The organism is Serpentinicella alkaliphila, from assembly GCF_018141405.1.
Classification (GTDB): Bacteria; Bacillota; Clostridia; order Peptostreptococcales; family Natronincolaceae; genus Serpentinicella; species Serpentinicella alkaliphila.
The window spans coordinates 41,702-60,984 of the sequence record NZ_CP058648.1 but is presented as its reverse complement, the minus strand read 5'-3'; the positions used below and the strand labels follow the sequence as shown (position 1 = coordinate 60,984).

The following is a 19,283-nucleotide window of genomic DNA, read 5'->3' as shown; positions in this document are numbered from 1 at the left end:
GAGAATATTAAATGTTAGTACCTGTTAAATGGCTTAAAGACTATATAAATATTAATATAGATGCAAATACCTTAGCTGATAAATTGACTATGTCAGGCTCGAAGGTAGAAGAAGTAAAGAATATTGGTGAAGATATTAAAGGAGTAGTTGTTGGAAGATTAGAATCTATAAAACCTCATCCGGATGCAGATAAACTTGTTATTGTTATTGCTAATGTTGGAACTGAAAAACTTCAAATAGTAACTGGAGCAAAAAACGTCAAAGAAGGAGACTACGTTCCAGTTGCAATCCATGGTGCGGAGCTTGCTGGTGGATTAAAGATAAAAAAAGGTAAGCTCAGGGGAGAGGTTTCTGAAGGTATGCTTTGCTCCCAAGAAGAGGTTGGAATAGCTAAAAGTATGATTCCAGAGGAATTAAAAGATGGTATTTGGATTCTAGATAAGGAATATTCCTTAGGTGCTGATTTAAAAGAAGTTGTACCTTTTACTGATGACGTAATTGAATTTGAAATTACTTCAAATCGTCCTGATTGTTTAAGTATGATTGGTATTGCTAGGGAGACATCTGCAACACTAGGTCTACCTTTTGAGTATCCTACAATAACACTAAATGAGGAAAATGAAAAAAGTGAGGACAATGCAAAAGTAAGCATAGAGGATAAGGAAGGTTGCTCAAGATATATTGGAAGAGTTATTACGGATGTAAAAATAGAAGCATCTCCTTTATGGATGCAACAACGCCTTGTTAAGGCAGGGGTTCGTCCAATTAATAATATAGTTGATATAACAAATTATGTAATGCTTGAATATGGTCAGCCATTACATGCCTTTGACTTAGGTCATATAGAGGATAATACAATCATTGTAAGAAAAGCCTTAGAGAATGAAGAGTTTAAGACTTTAGATGGTGTTCAAAGAACTCTTACTGAAAATATGACAGTAATTGCAGATACTAAAAAAGCCTTAGCCATTGCTGGTGTTATGGGTGGATTAGAATCAGAGGTTACTAAGGAAACAAAAACTATTTTATTAGAGTCGGCTCACTTTAATGCAGATAAAATTAGAGCAACATCTAAGAAACTAGGACTTAGAACAGAGGCATCGGCTAGATTTGAAAAGGGTGTAGATCCTAATATAGCAGATGTTGCAGCGAATAGGGCTTGTCAATTAATAGAAGAGCTTGGGGCAGGAAAAGTTCTAAAAGGATCTGTTGATGTATACCACGATGTAAGAAAGCCGTTAACTAGAACTATAAGAGTAAAAAGAATTAATGATTTATTAGGTACTAACTTGTCTGAGGAAAATATGATTAGTATATTAGAAAGCCTAGAGATAAAAGCTGTAAGTAAGGATGAACTTCTTGAGGTAGTTATTCCTACTTTCCGAATGGATTTAGATCATGAAGCAGATTTTGCAGAGGAAATTGGAAGAATTTTCGGTTATGATAATCTACCGGCAACTATGGCAAAAGGTAATATTGCAGTAGGTGGTAAAACTGATGGACAATTAATTGAAGATCTAGCAAAGAAAACATTAAATTCTATCGGAATGAATGAACTATTAACATATTCCTTTGTTAGCCCACGAAGTGTTAATAGAATTAATATCGCAGAGAATGATAATAAGAGAAATTTCGTAAAATTGTTAAATCCACTAGGGGATGAGACAAGTGCAATGAGAACCACTATACTTACAAACCTTCTTGATGTACTAGAGAGAAACAATAATCGTAAGGTTGAATCAGCTAGAGCCTTCGAACTTGGTAGAATATTTATACCGAAGGCAGATAAATCTGAAAAATTACCAGATGAATTAAAGAGTTTAGTTATAGGGATGTATGGCAATGAAGATTTCTTTACATTAAAGGGTGCTATTAATTCACTATTAGATACATTAGGAATTAAAGATTATGATTACGATGTTGAAAAAAATAATCCTACTTACCATCCAGGAAGATGTGCTAATATTGTGGTGGGAAATAGTATCTTAGGAACTTTAGGAGAATTACATCCAATGGTGTCAGAGGAATACGGCTTTAGTAAAAGATGTTACTGTGCGGAATTAGACTTCGAAATGATAATAGAGTTAACTAAGTTAGATGTTTTATATAAGACACTACCTAAGTATCCTTCAATAATTAGAGATTTCGCTTTTGTTCTTAAGGAAGAAATCTATGTTAAAGAAATAGAGAACATAATTAGAAGACTAGGTGGAGATATTTTAGAAAGCTTTAAACTGTTTGACGTATATAAAGGAGACCAAGTTGAAGCAGGGCATAAAAGTGTTGCCTATACTCTAACATATAGACATAAGGAAAGAACATTAACAGATGATGATGTAAATAAAATAAATGATAAAATACTAAGTGCAATAAAAGAAGAGCTAGGTGGAGTTTTAAGATAAAAAGAAGCGGGAGATAGTTTAAGTCTATCTCCCGATTTTTATATAAGTTGTCAAATATACTGATACAGCTATAACTAAATTGATAAAAAAATTGTAAACACTATTTATTTTTGTAATTCTCTATTAACTGTTTTTCGCCCATTTCAACCAGTCTTCTTACTATATAACCAGTATGATTTGAGGCTAAAGATTGTGGGTTATCCACACCAAATTCATTTGCTATTTCTACCTTAAATTGTTCCAAAGCCTGACGGGCTTCTGGGATGACAAGTTTATTTCGAGCCATATAATCACTCCTTAAATTATTAATAATCCTTGTAGTACTTATGGTGTGCAAAACATAAATAAATATTATGGATAACTATATATTAAAAATATTTATTAATTTGTCAGCCCATGTATATAGTAGAAATAAAGAATAGAATCATTATTTGAATTCAGGAGGTGTAGCCCTATGGAGTGTCCATATTGCCACGAAAATATGTTAAAAGGATATATATCTGCCTTAAGGGATCCTTTAAAATGGATAGAGGAGTCGAGAAATAAAGGAGCATTTATAAGTCAATTTCAAAGAGGAATTAAGTTAACTGCTTGGACTCAAAATCAAATTGAAACCTTCTATTGCGAAAACTGTAAGAAAATGATTTTTGATGCAGTTGATTTATCTTGATTTAATTATAATTTTTGTTATGAAATATAAAAGATTTTATGATTTTACTCTTTACTAAGCAGGAGTTTCTAACTTTATAAAGAAGATATATATATGATAAAGTAGTAAGGAGGTTAGCAAGGATGCAAACGAAGAATAAAGTGTTCGTTAAAATAAATGGTCAAGAATATCCAATCGTTGGCGTTGAGCCGAAGGATTATTTAATAAAAGTTGGTACATTTGTAGATGATACTATGGAGTTTATTGCGAAAACAAATAAACACCTTAGCACTGCTATGATTGCAGTCTTAGCAAGTATTAATATAGCTGATCAGTTTTTAAAAACTACAACTGAGTTAGAGAAATTACAAAAGGAACAAAGTTCACCTAAAGAAGAAGTGGAAGGATGGAAGACCCACTATAAAGATATTGTTAAAGAGTTGGAAGAAAAAAATGAAGTATGTGCTTTGCTTCAAAGACAAGTTGAGGATCTTTTATTATATAAAGAAAAAACAGAGCTCGAAAATGAAGAATTAAAAGAAACTTTAAAGGTAAAGGACGATGAACTAAATAAAGCTGACAATATAATTAATGAGCTTAGAAATAAAGTGTTAGATAATCAGATGAAGCTTGTTGAGGCACAAAATAAGCTAGAAGATCTTATAAACAGAAATGAACAAAAGAATTACTATAATAACAAAAACATTAAAAAATAATTAAAAATAAAGACTTTGGAATTGTTGTCTAAAGTCTTTTTTTTTCGAATTCATGTAAATGTGTTATTAGAAAGGAGAATTTTATTGTCCTATAAAGTAACGGAATATAAACTAAACAAAAAGAAACAAATGATATATTTAATTATAATAATACTTATAATAACACCGCTAGTTATAAATGCAATTGGTGGCATTATAGAAGCTAATAAAATAATAGCTAAATCAAAAAATCTAAATATCCAACTAAGTGATATGAACGCAGAAGAGATGATAAGATATTTTGCACTTTCGGGTGCAAATGAACAAAAGGAAAATAGCATACTTTTACTCGGAATGTCAATGATACCAGTATTAGTAGCACTACACTTACTATTTTTTAAAAATATGGGTATTACTATAGATAATGACGGGATCAGGATTTACTCCATATATCAAAAGGAACCGTCTAGTTTTTATCGATGGGAAAATATTAAATCAATACAAATTGGTTATATTTATGCTGCCAGATTTACACAGTATGGGATTAGAATAAGGTATGTAGAAAGTATAGATTCTTTGGAAAATTTTAGTGAAGCTATAACTATAAAGAAGTTTGAAAATTATGAGGGACTAGTTAGTAAAATAGAGGAAATGGGCCAGCTTAAAAATGTAGAAGTATTTAATATGAATGAAGATTGACATAACATTTAGAGAAGTTAAAAAAGCATTTTAGTATTAAATTTTATAATTTCGGAGGCCTAGATTTTTAATTAGAATCTGGGCTTTTTAAATTTTTATTTAAGAAATTATTTTAAAAAGTTTTCCAAGTGATATAATATTAATGTCAAAAACCAAAGAGAGGTTGTTAAATAATGAAAAGAGAAATAGAATTACTAGCTCCCGCTGGAAGTTATGAAGCATTAGTAGCAGCAGTTCAAAACGGAGCTGATGCCATATATATGGGTGGAACGGAATTTAGTGCTAGAGCTTATGCTTCGAATTTTAGCAGGGAAAGAATAAAAGAGGCAGTTGAGTATGCCCATATACGTGGAGTAAAAATATATTTTGCTGTAAACACCCTAGTAAAGGATAGCGAGATTAACAAACTATTGGAATATATAAATTTTTTATATAATACAGATGTTGATGCAGTGATAGTACAGGATTTAGGGGCACTGAAGTTAATAAAAGAGCTATATCCAGACTTTGAAATACATTGTAGCACTCAGATGACCTTACATAATAGTTACGGTGTAAAGCTCTTAAAAGAACTTGGGGCTAAAAGGGTGGTACTAGCCAGGGAGTTAGGTTTAGAGGAAATAGACGTAATTAAAAGAAATACTGGAGTAGAATTAGAGGTGTTTGTGCACGGGGCCTTATGTGTTAGTTACTCAGGTCAATGTTTAATGAGTAGCTTTATTGGAGGAAGAAGTGGAAACAGAGGTAAGTGTGCCCAACCTTGTAGAAAAAAATATGAATTAATTGATTCAAATAATCAGCATGGAAAAGGTCGTCCATTTTACTATATGAGTATGAGAGATTTAAATACTTTGGAGAATATATCAGCTTTAATTAATAGTGGGGTTACATCTTTTAAAATAGAGGGAAGAATGAAAAAGCCTCAATATGTAGCTGCAATAGTAGGAGCATATAGAAAAGCTATAGATTTATATTTAAGTACAGGAAAAGAATTAAAGGATAAGGAAATTCAGAAAAAGATAGCCCAGGTGTTCAATAGGAAATTTACTAAAGGTTATTTGTTCAGTGAGAGAAATAAACAGGTTATAAATATTGATAAACCAAATAATAGTGGGATTTATCTAGGTAAAGTTTCGGCATTTAACAAAGCTTTGGGGCGATTTACTATATCATTAGAGGATGACATAGTACATGGAGATGGAATTGAGGTTTGGGGTAAATCGGAGACCGGTGGAACCGTTAATAAAATATATAAAAATAATAGGTTAACCCATGAAGCAAAAAAAGGTGAAACTGTGGAAATTGAATTAAAGGATATTATATGTACTGGAGACGAAGTATATAAAACCTTGGACAGTCAATTAATAAAAGAGCTTGAAAAGACCTATGAGAAGGATATTGAAAATAAAAAGAATTCTATAAAGGGTAATATAAAGATAGAGATAGGTAAACCAATTGAGCTTACTTTATATGACGACCTAAAAAACACAGTAAATTTAAAGAGTACATCTACAGTTGAGAAGGCACAAAAAGTAGCTTTAACTGAAGAAAAGCTTTTAACTAATTTAAAAAAGCTTAATAATACCCCTTTTGAGTTAGTATCTATGGATATAGATTTAAAACCTGAATGTGCAGTACCATTATCAGTTATAAATGAGCTTAGGAGAGACGCGGTTAATAGTTTAATTGAACTAAGAAGGAATAGAAATAACAGAAAACAACAAAAACTAAAGGATGTAGATTCAGAACCAATATATAAAAAAATAAATACTAATAAAGAATTTAAGTTATCTGTTAAAGTAGAGGATTTAGATCAACTAAAGGTAGTCCTTCAAAAAAAGGTAGATAGAATATATTTTAGTGACATTGATAATATTTCTAAGGCTCTTGATTTATGTAGAAATAGCAACTGTGAAATCTACTTGAAAACCCCTAATATTATAAAGGATAATGAGTTTAAGTTATATGACTCAGTTATTAAAAATAATCAATTAGATGGAGTTTTAGTTGGTGATTTAGGGATGCTAAAATATCTTAAGGAAAACTATTCAAGCTTAAACATTGTTACTGATATGACCTTAAATATATTCAATAGTTTTACAGTAAAGGAATTTAGTGAGTTAAAGGTTTCAGGAGTTACTTTATCACAGGAACTGGATTTAAAGTCTATTTCTAATTTAAATGTTGATACAGATATTGAAATCGAGTGTATAGTTTATGGAAAGACTTCGGTTATGACGACTGAATACTGCCCCGCTATAAATGAAAATGTATGTGATAAAAAATGTAACAGCTGCAAAGAGCCTAAGCATAAGTTAAATTGGAGTTTAAGAGATGAAAAGGATTATTCTTTCCCAATTTCTAGAGATGCTTTAGGGCGTACTGTTATATATAATAGTCATCCTATTTTTATGGGGGATAAAATAGAAAACTTTTTGAATTCAAAAGTTAATGTGTTAAGGCTTGATATAACTAACGAATCACCGGATTCCATACTAAGTATAATGGAGATATATAATAATAGAAGATATTTTGATGTAGAACAACTTGGCTTTAAATATACTAGAGGTCACTATTTTAAAGATATTGAATAGTTTTTATTTAACACTTGACAATAGTGGTAAAAATATAATAATATACAAGAAACTAAAACAACAAATTTTAAAACTATGAAAGAATAAGTAGCACTTAGGTTATATTTTAGAGAGCAGACTGGTGGGTGAAAAGTTTGTAATGCTTAAGTAGCGAATTACACTCTGGAGTTACAATGGGAAACCATTGCGGCTATTACCCGTTATAGTAATTTTAAGGCAATCTTTTATAGAATGTGAATTAAGGTGGTACCACGAGTCTTCTCGTCCTTATAGGATGGAAAGGCTCTTTTTTGTTTTTGAAAAATAGAGTAGGAGGAATTGTTATGGCAAATATTTTTGATGTTTTATCTGAGCGTGGCTTTGTTGAACAAGCTACACATCCGGAGGAATTAAGAGAGCTTTTAGAAAAAGAAAGTGTATCTTTTTATATAGGTTTTGACGCTACGGCAGATAGCTTACACTTAGGACACTTTCTACAAGTAGTTGCAATGATGCATATGCAAAGGGCAGGCCACAGGCCTATTGCACTTTTAGGTGGTGGAACCACTATGGTAGGTGATCCATCTGGAAAAACAGATATGCGAAAGATGTTAACAATAGAGCAAATTGGCCATAATGCGGAGCGTTTTAAACAACAACTTTCAAGATTTATTAATTTTGACGATGACAAAGCACTTTTGGTTAATAATGCTGACTGGCTACTAAATCTAAACTATATTGATTTTTTAAGAGAAATTGGAAGGTTCTTCTCTATTAATAGAATGTTAGGAGCAGAATGCTATAAATCAAGATTAGATGGGGGCTTAACCTTTTTAGAGTTTAACTATATGATAATGCAATCCTATGATTTCTTAGAATTATTTAGACGTTATAACTGTAAATTGCAGTTAGGTGGTAATGATCAATGGTCAAATATTTTAAGTGGTTATGAATTAATAAGAAAGGTTGAAGGAGAGTCAGTATATGCCCTCACTTTTAAACTTCTTACAACAAGTGAAGGTAAAAAAATGGGCAAAACTGAGTCTGGAACTATTTGGCTTGATGGGGATAAAACATCACCTTATGAGTTCTACCAATATATCCGTAATATAGATGATAGAGATGTTGAGAAGACCTTAGCTTTATTAACATTCTTACCAATGGATGAGGTAAGAAGACTTGGTGCATTAGAAGGCTCAGAAATCAACAAAGCTAAAGAAGTTTTAGCCTTTGAAGTAACTAAATTAGTGCATGGTGAAGAAGAAGCCCAAAAAGCACAAGAAGCCGCTAAGGCACTATTCTCAGGCGGTGCGAATTTAGCTAATATACCATTTACAGAAATGAATACTACGGATTTCGAGGAAGGCAAAGACATTTTAACCTTATTACAAGAATTAGCCTTAATACCTTCAAGAGCTGAAGGCAGACGTTTAATTCAACAGGGTGGATTGACTATTGATGAGGAAAGTATAAGTGATCCAAATCTAGTAATTAATTTGGATAGATTTAAGGATAATAAGCTATTGATTCGTAAAGGTAAAAAGGTATATCATCAAGTTAGACTTGTTTAAATAGATTAGGTAGGCATTGCCTACCTAATTATTTATATATAAAGCTTACATAGACCCTGATCTGACAAAAAGTTTCCATCAGAAATAAGTTTATTATTTTTATTACAAAGATAACTCAAACTAATCTCCTTTGCTAACATGGTGATTTCATTACTATTACTTATTTCCTCCATAGAAAAAAATCTAACATCCGTATTTTCAAAGTTATCTGACTGTGGCGTACCGTCAATATATTTCATTTTGAAAACTATATAGCAATCAATAACATCATTATTTTTAAGGGCACGAATGGCTAAAATGTTTTCGCATTTAGCCTTAACGGTTGTTTCCTCAAATACTTCTCGCTCAATACCATGTTCAAGCATTTCCCCCCTATCTAAATAACCTCCAGGCAAAAACCACATACCTTTTTGTTTACCATAATTTTGTTTGACAAAAAGTATTTTATTATTTTTTTCCACAATTCCACCTACACCAATGAAGTTATTTCTATAAACTAGCCTATTATATGCAAACATATTAAGCATATCAGAGTCCCTTCTGCTACCCTGAATTGTATCAACTTCGGATGTATCAATTTTAATTAAATGTAGGCCTTCTTTATCATCTGCCTCATAAATTACTTCACCTGTAGGTGAAATAACTATAGAATGACCAAAGTATATCTTTCCAACCCGATTAACAGCAACAATATAAACTTGGTTTTCTATTGCTCTTGCCTTTAACAAAGTAATCCATATGTTATATAAAGGATTAGAATATTGGGCTATAACGAAGATTACCTTTGCATTTCGAAGTGCAATACCTCTAAATAATTCAGGAAATCTTATATCATAGCAATTAGCAATACCAAAAGGGATGTTATTTACATGGAATAAAGGAATCCAATTACCAGGTTCGAATACCTCACCTTCTAGATTAGTACCAGAGACTAAATGCATTTTAAAGTACTTATCTTGAATTTTACCCTGTCTATCGTATACAAATGAAGCATTAAATATTTTGTCACCAATTGTTTCAGGAATGCTTCCACCGATTACAACTGATTGAAATTTTTGAGCAATGGCGCTTAAATCCTTTGTAACAATTGAACTTTTCTCTCCATGTTCTTTCATTCTGCGATAATCAAAATCAACTGACCACATTTCAGGTAAGGCTATAACATCAACTTTTTCATTAATTGAATCTAATAAACGGTTTACGGTTTCTAAATTTTTCTCGTAATCCCCCTTTATTATGTTCATTTGAGCCAGTGCAATATTAATAACAGACATATGGGCACCTCATTTCTTCTAGTCTTGTTAAACATATTTTATAGTAGTATGAGGTTTTATACAATATGATGATACATAAGAAACAATATTATGTTAGAATAGCTTATGTGGATAATATATCAGAATATTACTAGATTTTTAAATAAAGCGAGGGGACAACATTATGAATAAGGGATTTAAAAGTGTTCTAGTAGTACTAGGTTATCTAATGATTTATTTCTCAGCTGATTTATTCGTTGGACTATTTTTAGGACTTATTATGATGACTTTATACCCAGTGTACATGTCTGGAGAAATAACCTATGATATAATATTAAAAAATGTTAATGAATTTTTTTATAATAATATAAATATTTTTATAATTTTATCAGCGCTTATGGCCTTACTTATTTACTGGTTAATATTTAAAATCAGAAAGATAAATTTTATAGAGTATATAAATTTTAGCAAATTATCTAGGAAGGATAAAGTAGTTTGTTCTCTGTTAGGAATGGCAATAAGTATTTTTCTAAGTAGTCTGTTAATGATTACATCAATTCATGAGTTTTTTCCGAATCATAGTAAAACAATAGACTCTGTAACGAAACAACAACCCTTTTTACTAATTATTTTTTCTATTGGAATTATAGTTCCAGTTTTTGAGGAGATACTATTTAGAGGTTTGATTTTTAACAATTTGAAACATGATCTAAACATATACTTTGCTATATTCGCCCAAGCACTAATTTTTGGATTCGTCCATGGTAATACACTTCAAATGGTTTATACTTTCTTTGGCGGAATAATTTTAGCCCTGTCTTATATATGGATAAGGTCTATTTGGGCACCTGTTTTAATTCATATATTTTGGAATAGTACTAGTGTTATATTAGGATTTATAAATGTTGGAGGTCAAATTAGTTATATAGTTTTATTTACCATAAGTACACTTACTATTATATTAACGACTAGAAATCTATGGACTAATAGAAAAAAAGGTGAGGAAAATTTTATAGAGTCTGATGTGGAACCCGCATAATTTTTTTTATTTTGGTCTAGGGTCAGGCACGTCTATACATTTTAAAAAATATAATATTATAAGTGTATAGTGGGTGGTGATTATATGACGAAAAATAGGAATTGTAATAGGAACTTACTTTTATTTATAACACTAGGTTTAGCCTTTCTTTTTATCACTGGAATCGAGCAGATTAATCTTACTCCATCCCCAAGAGTACCCATTGTTATACCTGCTAAAGGTATAAAACAATAGAAGGGAGGAGCTTATGTTTCCATCAGATCAACTAGAGGAATTAGTTAATAAGGCGATTGAGCAATTAGGAATTAATGATCAGATTAAAACCTTAGGTAAAGATAGAGAAGAGACCTGTAGAAGGCTGGGTATTAATCCAGATCAGCTATTAGTTATAGCGGGGCTTTTAGGTGATTGTTTAGAAGTTGCATCAGTCGTTATAAGGAGAAATCAGGGTATAGATATTGTTCTTACGGGCTCTTTGAAAAAAACTGAAAAGTCTGAGTTAGAAAAGGCTATGCAACAGGTAGGTAAATTACCTTTTGAAGAGGTATTTAAAGCATTTCTTGGTGGTATAAATAAGTAGTGGGATATAAGAACCTACTGCTTATTTTTATTAATAAATTGATAAAAATTGGTCTTAATGATAACATTAATACGTTGTTATTCAATTAAATTTATTTTGAACGAATGAAAGAAGGTATTTTATGGACGAAAGATCAAAGCAATTATCAGAAGAAAAAGTATGGAAGCTATTATTTAAATACTCACTCCCAGCAACAATAGGGATGATTGTAAATGCATTGTATAACGTGGTTGATAGAATTTTTATAGGTAGAGGTGTAGGTGCAGAGGCATTAGCAGGTATCACCATAGGTTTTCCGATTATGCTAGTTTTAATGGCCTTAGGGATGTTAGTAGGAGTAGGTGGAGCGGCACTAGTATCTATAAAACTTGGTGAGCAAAAAAGAAATGAAGCAGAACTTATTTTAGGTAATTCAGTACTATTATTAATAGGTATAACACTACTAGTTTCTGTTGTAGGATTAGTATTTCTAGATTCTATTTTAATGCTATTTGGTGCAAGTCAAGAAGTATTGCCCTATGCAAGAGAGTATTTGAGAATAATATTAGGTGGAGCAGTATTTCAAGCCATCGGCTTTGGTATGAATAACTTTATAAGGGCTGAAGGGAATCCAAGAATAGCTATGATCACTATGCTTATAGGTGCTATTACTAATATAGTACTAGACCCACTCTTTATTTTTGTCTTTGGGTGGGGAATTCGTGGGGCCGCATACGCAACTATTATAGCCCAAGGGGTATCATCAATTTGGGTTTTAGCCTTTTTCTTTAGGCAAAAAAGCTTATTAAAGATAAGAATTGAAAATATGAAGTTGCACCCAGCAGTTATTAAAAATATTTTGGCTATAGGTTCAGCACCCTGTGCTTTACAATTTGGCTCAAGTGTAGTTATTACAATATTCAATAAGCAGCTTAGTGTTTATGGGGGAGATATTGCTATATCTGCCTTAGGTATAATACATAGTGTTTCGATGTTTATTCTAATGCCAATTATTGGAATTAATCAAGGCTCACAACCAATTATAGGCTATAACTATGGAGCGAAGCGATTTGATAGAGTTAAGGAAACTCTTAAATCAAGTATTACTGCTGCTACAATGATAGTGTCATTAGGCTTTATACTGACTAGGCTATATCCCCATTCTTTAATAAATCTATTCAATAGAGATGACTTAGAATTAGTTAGAATAGGGACCGAGGGTTTGAGAATATTTTTAGTTACTCTTCCTGTTATAGGCTTCCAAATAGTAGGTTCAAACTATTTTATGGCAGTGGGCAAACCTAAAAAGTCGATGTTTTTATCCTTATCACGACAGGTTATAGTATTAATACCGATGCTATTAATATTACCAAATTTTTTAGGTTTATATGGTGTATGGTTAGCGGTGCCAGTATCTGATACTATAGCATCAATATTAACAGGTATCTTTTTATTAAAAGAAGTTAAACAATTAAATACTGATAACGAAATTGAAAACAATCTCCAGGAGTAAGGGATTGTTTTATTTTCTGCTCTTTATAACAAATATTGTAAGGTATATGTAGAATATTCCCCTCTTATTCTATATAATAAATATAGAGGATATTTTATTTATATTGATAAAGTATATGGATAGAGGAGATGTAAAAATGGGAAAAAGGTTGTATTTGTCAAAGAAAGATAAGAAACTTGCAGGAGTATGCGGTGGTATTGCAGAGTATATGGACGTAGATCCTACAATAATAAGACTAGGTTGGGTACTATTTTCTTTAGCAGGTGGAGCAGGGGTTTTAGGTTATATAATTGCTATGCTTATAATACCTCAACAACCTAATTTCCGTTCAAGCAATATAGTTGAAGCTGAAATTATTGAAGATGAAGATAAGTAAATATAAATTAGTAAATATATTTTAATGAGACTAACTATATGAAGTCAAGAAAAATTTCGTATTTAAAGAAGTCATGAAGAAAATAATTTTAAAGACATCTATTACAAAAAAATGCATGACAAACAGAGCAACTCAGTTGCTCTGAAAAAAATAGATTAAATTAGACTTGTGGAACAAATGCAGTATTGTTTTTTAGGAGGTAGTAAATTACCCTAATTAACTTTTTACCGACATGGCATCTGGCAACATTGAAGTGTTTGCCTTCAGAACGCTTTTTGACCATATAATCACTAAAGACTTTATCGCGCATAGCAACAAGTCTAGATGCTTGCATAATAGCCCACCTAAGGTATGTAGAGCCTCTCTTAACCATTGGAGTTTTAGATGCATTGTAAGTCCCAGATTGGTAAGTAGAAGGATCCATACCTGCAAATGCAAGAAGTTTAGGCAAGTTGGAGAAACGATCAATATGACCAATTTCAACTAATATAATGGCACTAGAGTATATCCAATGCCAGGAATAGTAATGAGTGGGGTATTGAGTTCTTGTACGACTAATTTAATTTGATTATCTAATGCATCTATTTCTGTTTGTACAGATTGTATGAGGCGAATAGTTTGTTGTAATTCGAAGGCTGTAGAGCGATTGCTTGACCCAATAGATTTGATAGCAAGCTCTTTTAAAGCAATTGCTTTCTCTTTGCTATATTTACCTTTAGAGGTCGTTCTTATTAGGTTTGTCAACTTTGTCAGATTGCAGTTGTAAATACTATCGGGGTTGGTAATTCAATTAATAATGCATAGCTGGAACTTTGGTGTATAGACCAAAATAAGCTTGGCAATTCAGGAAAAATGATATCTATTAAGCGACTAACTGAAAGTTTAAGTCTAGAACGGTAACTAACCATTCTATGACGGTGTCTTGTTAGTGACTTTAGCTCCTGAATCTGATATGATACTGGTGAATAGGATTTAGATTCATCAGTAAAGAGCATAGTTGCAATGACCTTAGCGTCGGTCTTATCTGTTTTAGTTTTCCTAAGGGTTTGAGCCTTACGGAAAAGATTAGTAGCCAATGGATTTAGGATGGTGACCTGAAAGCCTTTGGAATACAGATAATTTGTGATATTTGTGCTGTAATGACCTGTTGATTCAAGTCCTATTTTTACGTTGTTAATACTCTTGGAGCCAAGAGCAGAAAGGATAGAAGAATATAGGGTATCAAAACCTTCCTTAGAATTAGAAATACGTAAAGAATTAGTATGAATAACACCATCAGAGTCTAAGATACAGCAATCGTGTTTAGCTTTGGCAACATCAATGCCCACAAATAACATAGTAATCAACTCCTTAAATATAGTACGCTATGTTTCCACAAACCCTATGTTAAATGTATCCTTGCTATATATAAAACGTCAAAGCGTTATCTAACTAATTAACAAATGAACATAGAGCTGTGGTTATAGCCTCAAAAGAAACAGTCGGTCAGATAGGGACAAATGCCGTAGGTGAACAAACTAATCCACAGCGCCTATAAAGATTATATAGAAAATAATCTAGAAAGGAAAATGTATAATGACTTCCCCTATGTTTTCATTATACAAGGTGATTAGTATGCAAAAAAAAAGAATATATCTCTCAAAGGAGAATAGTGTAATTTCTGGGGTTTGTGGGGGAATAGGCGAGTATTTTGATATAGATCCTACTGTAGTAAGACTTTTTTGGATTTTATTTTCTATTTTCGGCGGAGCAGGAATTATTGGTTATATAATTGCAATGGTAATTATACCCGAAAACCCTCATAGTACCTGTGAAGAATATGACACAAGTTACAAATCTAATGAGACGTATAAAAACTACTCAAACAAAGGGAATATCATTGTAGGTGGTGCTCTAATAGCTATAGGGTCAGTTTATTTACTTCAAAGAGTTTTCGGTCTTTATTGGTTAAGAATGTCACAACTTTGGCCACTGGTATTAGTATTTTTCGGTTTGTTTATTATATTTAAAGGAAGGGAGTAATATAGTGGATAAGAATAAATGGATGTCAGGCTTGTTTTTAATAACACTAGGTTTAGTATTTCTACTGGCAAACTTAGGAATAATCAGCTGGTCATTTATATTCAACATAGTTACTCTGTGGCCTTTGCTTTTAATCATTGTTGGAATAAATATCATGTTTAAGAAAAACTATGTGATTAGGATTTTTACATGGATTATTTTTATTGCAGCTTTGATAGGATATTCGGTTTTCACTGGGAATTATAAATATATGCATCATTCCTATGATTCTAGTTACACTCAAGGAAATGCCGTTCTTATGGATGAGTCAATTGAATCTGCATATTTAGAATTAAAGCTTGGGGGAACAGATTTAGGGATAGTTGGTGGCACCTCTGAAGCACTTGTAGATATTAAGGCAAATGATACTATATATCATAGTGTAGAAACTAATAATAACAATAGACATGCAAATATAAACATAGAAAATTCATCGGAAGAATTTTTCAATAGAAATAGAATAAATCAAAAAATTAATCTATCTTTAAATACAGAAATACCTTGGAAAATTCATGCTAAAGTAGGTGCAATAGCTGGAAATTTAGATTTTAGAGATATATTGATAGAGGAGTTAAAAATTCAAGTAGGAGCAGGGGATTTAGATATAAGATTTGGAGCATTAGCATCTAATACAACTGCTGAAATCAATGCTGGGGCATCTAATTTAAAGCTATATATACCAAGTAGCACTGGAGTAAAGATTAATTCCACTAGTGTTTTGAGTAGTACTAACTTGAAAGATTTAGGTTGGACTAGATTAGGTAGAGAATATATATCACCAAATTATGAAGAGACAGAAAATAAACTGTATGTTGATTTAAAAATGGGAGTAGGGAATATGAACGTATTCTTTGGAGAGTAATAATAACATAATCAAAGGGAAAGGTAAATACTATGAGTGAAAATAACCAAGTAAAAACTTTAGGTAAACAGAAAAGCATTGCTTTGATTGCCCACGATAATAGAAAAAATGATTTAATTATATGGGCTAAAGATAACCAAGAAAAGTTAAAGAATCATATTCTTTGTGGTACTGGAACTACATCGAAATTAATAAGTGAGGCAACCGGTTTAGAGATAAAAGGGTTTAAAAGCGGGCCATTAGGTGGAGATCAACAAATCGGTGCTAGAATAGCAGAGGGGACAATAAATTTTATGATTTTCTTTTGGGATCCACTTGAATCACAGCCCCACGATCCAGATGTAAAGGCATTACTCAGAATTGCTGCACTTTACAATATCCCAATTGCAAACAATGAATCAACAGCGGATTTTTTATTAGCGTCGCCTTTAATGGAACAGCAATATAATAGAAAAATTATAGATTACTCAGAAAGAATTGCAAAGAAAAAAGATAGACAATATTAAAAATATTGAAAGGAAATTAATTATTTTTTAAAAATAATTAATTTCCTTTATTTTGTATTACTCTATGCCCTTAGATTTTAAGAACTCACCATATTGGCTGTCTGATTTAAGTATGTGATTTTCGATCCAATTTGCTATAAATTGAATTATTTCTAAGGAAATCTTTATTTGATTATCATCAACATCCTTTTTTAAAAGTCCCTGTAAATCCCTAATGAAAGTCTCGTGCTCAATTTTATGTGAAAGAAGTTTTGGATATTTAAATTGTTCCATCAGTTTCTCTTCTGATTGAAAGTGATATATGGTGTACTCCTGTAAATCCTGAAGGGTTTGCATAATCTCATCATAGTTATCATCATTAGATTGATTTCTAACTAGAGAGTATAAATGGTTACCTAAATCAAATAATCGTTTATGCTGATTATCAAATTCATTAATTTTAGAACTAAAACTATCTTTCCACGTGAACATACTAATCCCCCTAATTTAATTAAAATTATATAATCAAATATATACCAAAATCTTACTTATTCAAACATTTTTTCACATATTAAATTAAGTAAGATTAAAATATACTTACATATCTAAGATACATTTACATTGACTTTTAAGTTGTGTATAATATTGGTAGCTTAAAAAATACATATTAAAGATAGTAAAGGGAGGTAGCCATGGAAAGAATAGTGTTTTTAAACGCAACAAAAATTGATTTTGATAGTAATCTTGACTTTTCATCATTGAGAGACCTTGGTATATTAACAAATTATGTTGAAAGTAATGACAAAGAGATATTAGAAAGAGTACAGGATCAAAATATTGTTATTACAAAGGAAATACCTTTAGGAAAGGAACTTATCGAACAATTTCCACCTTCTGTTAAACTTATATGTGAAGCTGGAACAGGTTTTAACAACATTGATTTAGAAGCGGCCGCTAATAAAGGGATTGCTGTGTGTAATGTTCCTGGATATAGTACAGAGGGTGTTGCTCAATTGGCTATTACTTATATACTAAACTTTGCCTCATCAATGATAAAGCAACAAAGGATGATTCAACAGGATAATTATAGTAACTTTACTGAGTATCTTAAAGTTCCACATTTTGAAGTGCAGGAAAAATATCTAGGGATAATCGGAGCTGGAACTATTGGTATGCAAGTAATAAAGACTGCGCGTGCTCTAGGGATGAATGTGCTTACATATGATCCTACCCCAAGACAATTTGAAGACTCAAAAATACAAGCTGTGACTTTAGAGGAATTACTACAAAAAAGTGATTTTATTTCACTTCATTGCCCACTTACAGCAGGTACAAGACATATTATTAATAAAGATACATTAAAATTAATGAAGCCTACAGCATTTATTATTAATACTTCTAGAGGTCCATTGATAAATGAAACAGATTTAATAGAAGCTCTACAAAATGGTGTAATTGCTGGAGCGGGCTTAGATGTTCAGGATCCAGAGCCTCCATCTTTAGACAATCCTTTATTTAAAATGGATAATGCAGTACTTACTCCACATATAGGTTGGAGATGTATAGAATCTAGACAAAGATTAGTTGAGCTTTTATCTAAAAATATTGAAGCCTTTGCAAATGGAAATCCAATAAATATTGTAGGATAAAATTTATAAATTAACGGAGATGCTTATTTCATAACACGACAAAATGAATTTAGCATCTTCTTTTTTAACCTATTTTAATAAAAATCTTCAACAGAAAAAATAACTAAACTATGATACAAACGCATAAAATATATTTAGATCAACAAATCGATAATAGCTAGATAATAACTAATAGGTAATTATGTGATTATTTTTTTGCTTTATGGATAAATATATTAATATGATTAAAGATTCGAGGTGAAAATAGTGAGAAAAATGATTGCCCCAATAATAATTGTTATATTATTGTTATTATACTTGTCCTCTTATCTTTATGGTATAACAAGAGCATTAGATTTTTATCATATGCCGATAATTATAAGACTTGTTGTAGTTGGAGTTATAATAGCTCTAATTGTTTTAGTTATATATATATTAATTCAAAGATTAAAAGAAATTAAGGAGGAAGATGAAGATGATCTTGGTAAATACTGATTTTATAACTGGAAAAGAGCTAGAAACTATAGGCTTAGTTAAAGGATCAACGATTCAAGCAAAGCATATTGGTAAGGATATTGCCAGTGGACTTAAAAATTTAGTTGGTGGAGAGCTTACTTCCTACTCTGAAATGATGAATGAAGCAAGGGCAAAAGCTACTAAGAGAATGGTTCAGGAAGCAGAAGGTTTAAAGGCAGATGCAATTATTAATATTAGATATACATCAAGTGCTGTAATGGCAGGAGCTGCGGAGATACTTGCTTATGGGACTGCTGTTAAATTTAAATAAGTTTTAAATAAAATATAGCTAAACTCAAATTAGTTTGGCTTTATTTTATTTAGAAGAAAGTTTTAGCAAAAAGCAGGGAATTTCTAAAATTTGTCGAAATATTGGAAAACGCTAAATAGTTATTTGTTTTA

Annotated in this window: 23 protein-coding genes and 1 other annotated feature; of the genes, 17 read left to right on the top strand and 6 right to left on the bottom strand. The window is 31.4% G+C overall.

Annotated elements, in window-relative coordinates:
• Window positions 1-11: 11 nt before the first annotated feature.
• On the top strand, window positions 12-2,402 hold the full coding sequence (gene pheT / locus HZR23_RS00465; protein ID WP_132847883.1) for a phenylalanine--tRNA ligase subunit beta: 2,391 nt from the start codon (window positions 12-14) through the stop codon (window positions 2,400-2,402).
• Window positions 2,403-2,502: 100 nt separating this feature from the next.
• On the opposite strand, the gene HZR23_RS00460 is transcribed toward pheT, so the two are convergent.
• Window positions 2,503-2,688, bottom strand: a complete 186-nt coding sequence (locus HZR23_RS00460; protein WP_132847884.1) for an alpha/beta-type small acid-soluble spore protein — start codon at window positions 2,686-2,688, stop codon at window positions 2,503-2,505.
• 168 nt (window positions 2,689-2,856) lie between these two features.
• Here HZR23_RS00460 and HZR23_RS00455 point away from each other — a divergent pair, with 168 nt between their 5' ends.
• The 5 genes from HZR23_RS00455 (at window position 2,857) to tyrS (ending at window position 8,589) form a co-directional block, all read left to right on the top strand.
• Complete coding sequence (locus tag HZR23_RS00455; RefSeq protein WP_132847885.1) at window positions 2,857-3,072, top strand: PF20097 family protein; 216 nt, start codon at window positions 2,857-2,859, stop codon at window positions 3,070-3,072.
• A gap of 122 nt (window positions 3,073-3,194) precedes the next feature.
• A complete protein-coding gene (zapA, locus tag HZR23_RS00450; protein ID WP_132847886.1) occupies window positions 3,195-3,767 on the top strand; it encodes a cell division protein ZapA in 573 nt (190 codons plus the stop codon).
• Between the two features lie 84 nt (window positions 3,768-3,851).
• A complete protein-coding gene (locus HZR23_RS00445; RefSeq protein ID WP_132847887.1) occupies window positions 3,852-4,445 on the top strand; it encodes a hypothetical protein in 594 nt (197 codons plus the stop codon).
• Between the two features lie 173 nt (window positions 4,446-4,618).
• On the top strand, window positions 4,619-7,039 hold the full coding sequence (locus HZR23_RS00440; RefSeq protein ID WP_132847888.1) for a DUF3656 domain-containing U32 family peptidase: 2,421 nt from the start codon (window positions 4,619-4,621) through the stop codon (window positions 7,037-7,039).
• Window positions 7,040-7,105: 66 nt separating this feature from the next.
• Window positions 7,106-7,311: a binding site (T-box leader), on the top strand.
• A 51-nt stretch (window positions 7,312-7,362) separates the two neighbouring features.
• Complete coding sequence (gene tyrS, locus HZR23_RS00435; protein ID WP_132847889.1) at window positions 7,363-8,589, top strand: tyrosine--tRNA ligase; 1,227 nt, start codon at window positions 7,363-7,365, stop codon at window positions 8,587-8,589.
• A gap of 32 nt (window positions 8,590-8,621) precedes the next feature.
• Here tyrS and HZR23_RS00430 read toward each other — a convergent pair whose 3' ends face one another.
• On the bottom strand, window positions 8,622-9,863 hold the full coding sequence (locus HZR23_RS00430; protein WP_132847890.1) for a nitrilase-related carbon-nitrogen hydrolase: 1,242 nt from the start codon (window positions 9,861-9,863) through the stop codon (window positions 8,622-8,624).
• Between the two features lie 163 nt (window positions 9,864-10,026).
• Here HZR23_RS00430 and HZR23_RS00425 point away from each other — a divergent pair, with 163 nt between their 5' ends.
• From HZR23_RS00425 to HZR23_RS00405, 5 genes are all read left to right on the top strand, one after another.
• Window positions 10,027-10,881 carry a CPBP family intramembrane glutamic endopeptidase gene (locus tag HZR23_RS00425; protein ID WP_132847891.1) on the top strand — a complete coding sequence of 285 codons (855 nt, stop codon included), beginning with the start codon at window positions 10,027-10,029 and terminating at the stop codon, window positions 10,879-10,881.
• Between the two features lie 84 nt (window positions 10,882-10,965).
• Window positions 10,966-11,115 (top strand): hypothetical protein, encoded by a 150-nt coding sequence (locus HZR23_RS00420; RefSeq protein ID WP_165913633.1) that lies wholly within the window; start codon window positions 10,966-10,968, stop codon window positions 11,113-11,115.
• A 13-nt stretch (window positions 11,116-11,128) separates the two neighbouring features.
• The gene (locus HZR23_RS00415) at window positions 11,129-11,461 is read left to right on the top strand and encodes a hypothetical protein (protein WP_132847892.1); all 333 of its coding nucleotides are present in this window, start codon (window positions 11,129-11,131) and stop codon (window positions 11,459-11,461) included.
• 121 nt (window positions 11,462-11,582) lie between these two features.
• Window positions 11,583-12,953: an MATE family efflux transporter gene (locus HZR23_RS00410; RefSeq protein WP_132847893.1), complete on the top strand. Its 1,371-nt coding sequence runs from the start codon at window positions 11,583-11,585 to the stop codon at window positions 12,951-12,953.
• Between the two features lie 136 nt (window positions 12,954-13,089).
• Window positions 13,090-13,329, top strand: a complete 240-nt coding sequence (locus HZR23_RS00405) for a PspC domain-containing protein (RefSeq protein ID WP_132847894.1) — start codon at window positions 13,090-13,092, stop codon at window positions 13,327-13,329.
• Between the two features lie 160 nt (window positions 13,330-13,489).
• On the opposite strand, the gene HZR23_RS16720 is transcribed toward HZR23_RS00405, so the two are convergent.
• The 3 genes from HZR23_RS16720 to HZR23_RS16710 are packed head-to-tail and all read right to left on the bottom strand — an operon-like array spanning window position 13,490 to window position 14,666.
• A complete protein-coding gene (locus HZR23_RS16720; protein ID WP_249536715.1) occupies window positions 13,490-13,780 on the bottom strand; it encodes a transposase in 291 nt (96 codons plus the stop codon).
• A 32-nt stretch (window positions 13,781-13,812) separates the two neighbouring features.
• Window positions 13,813-14,073, bottom strand: a complete 261-nt coding sequence (locus HZR23_RS16715; RefSeq protein WP_249536714.1) for a hypothetical protein — start codon at window positions 14,071-14,073, stop codon at window positions 13,813-13,815.
• 5 nt (window positions 14,074-14,078) lie between these two features.
• Complete coding sequence (locus HZR23_RS16710) at window positions 14,079-14,666, bottom strand: IS110 family transposase (RefSeq protein ID WP_249536713.1); 588 nt, start codon at window positions 14,664-14,666, stop codon at window positions 14,079-14,081.
• 250 nt (window positions 14,667-14,916) lie between these two features.
• Here HZR23_RS16710 and HZR23_RS00395 point away from each other — a divergent pair, with 250 nt between their 5' ends.
• The 3 genes from HZR23_RS00395 to HZR23_RS00385 are packed head-to-tail and all read left to right on the top strand — an operon-like array spanning window position 14,917 to window position 16,758.
• Entirely contained in the window at window positions 14,917-15,351 is a 435-nt protein-coding gene (locus HZR23_RS00395; protein ID WP_249536712.1) for a PspC domain-containing protein, read from the top strand.
• Window positions 15,352-15,355: 4 nt separating this feature from the next.
• Window positions 15,356-16,252 (top strand): LiaI-LiaF-like domain-containing protein, encoded by an 897-nt coding sequence (locus tag HZR23_RS00390; RefSeq protein WP_132849433.1) that lies wholly within the window; start codon window positions 15,356-15,358, stop codon window positions 16,250-16,252.
• Between the two features lie 32 nt (window positions 16,253-16,284).
• Window positions 16,285-16,758 carry a methylglyoxal synthase gene (locus tag HZR23_RS00385; RefSeq protein ID WP_132849432.1) on the top strand — a complete coding sequence of 158 codons (474 nt, stop codon included), beginning with the start codon at window positions 16,285-16,287 and terminating at the stop codon, window positions 16,756-16,758.
• A gap of 57 nt (window positions 16,759-16,815) precedes the next feature.
• Here the strand turns inward: HZR23_RS00385 and HZR23_RS00380 are convergent, their stop codons facing one another.
• Window positions 16,816-17,229, bottom strand: coding sequence for a bacteriohemerythrin (locus tag HZR23_RS00380; protein ID WP_132849431.1), 414 nt, complete (start codon window positions 17,227-17,229; stop codon window positions 16,816-16,818).
• A 200-nt stretch (window positions 17,230-17,429) separates the two neighbouring features.
• Between HZR23_RS00380 and HZR23_RS00375 the strand changes: the two genes are divergently transcribed.
• The 3 genes from HZR23_RS00375 to HZR23_RS00365 all read left to right on the top strand — a co-directional run bounded on the left by HZR23_RS00375 (window position 17,430) and on the right by HZR23_RS00365 (window position 19,152).
• A complete protein-coding gene (locus HZR23_RS00375) occupies window positions 17,430-18,386 on the top strand; it encodes an NAD(P)-dependent oxidoreductase (protein WP_132849430.1) in 957 nt (318 codons plus the stop codon).
• Window positions 18,387-18,632: 246 nt separating this feature from the next.
• Entirely contained in the window at window positions 18,633-18,860 is a 228-nt protein-coding gene (locus HZR23_RS00370) for a hypothetical protein (protein WP_132849429.1), read from the top strand.
• Window positions 18,841-19,152 carry a YbjQ family protein gene (locus HZR23_RS00365; protein ID WP_132849428.1) on the top strand — a complete coding sequence of 104 codons (312 nt, stop codon included), beginning with the start codon at window positions 18,841-18,843 and terminating at the stop codon, window positions 19,150-19,152. Before HZR23_RS00370 ends, HZR23_RS00365 begins: the two co-directional genes overlap by 20 nt.
• The last annotated feature ends 131 nt before the right edge of the window (window positions 19,153-19,283 follow it).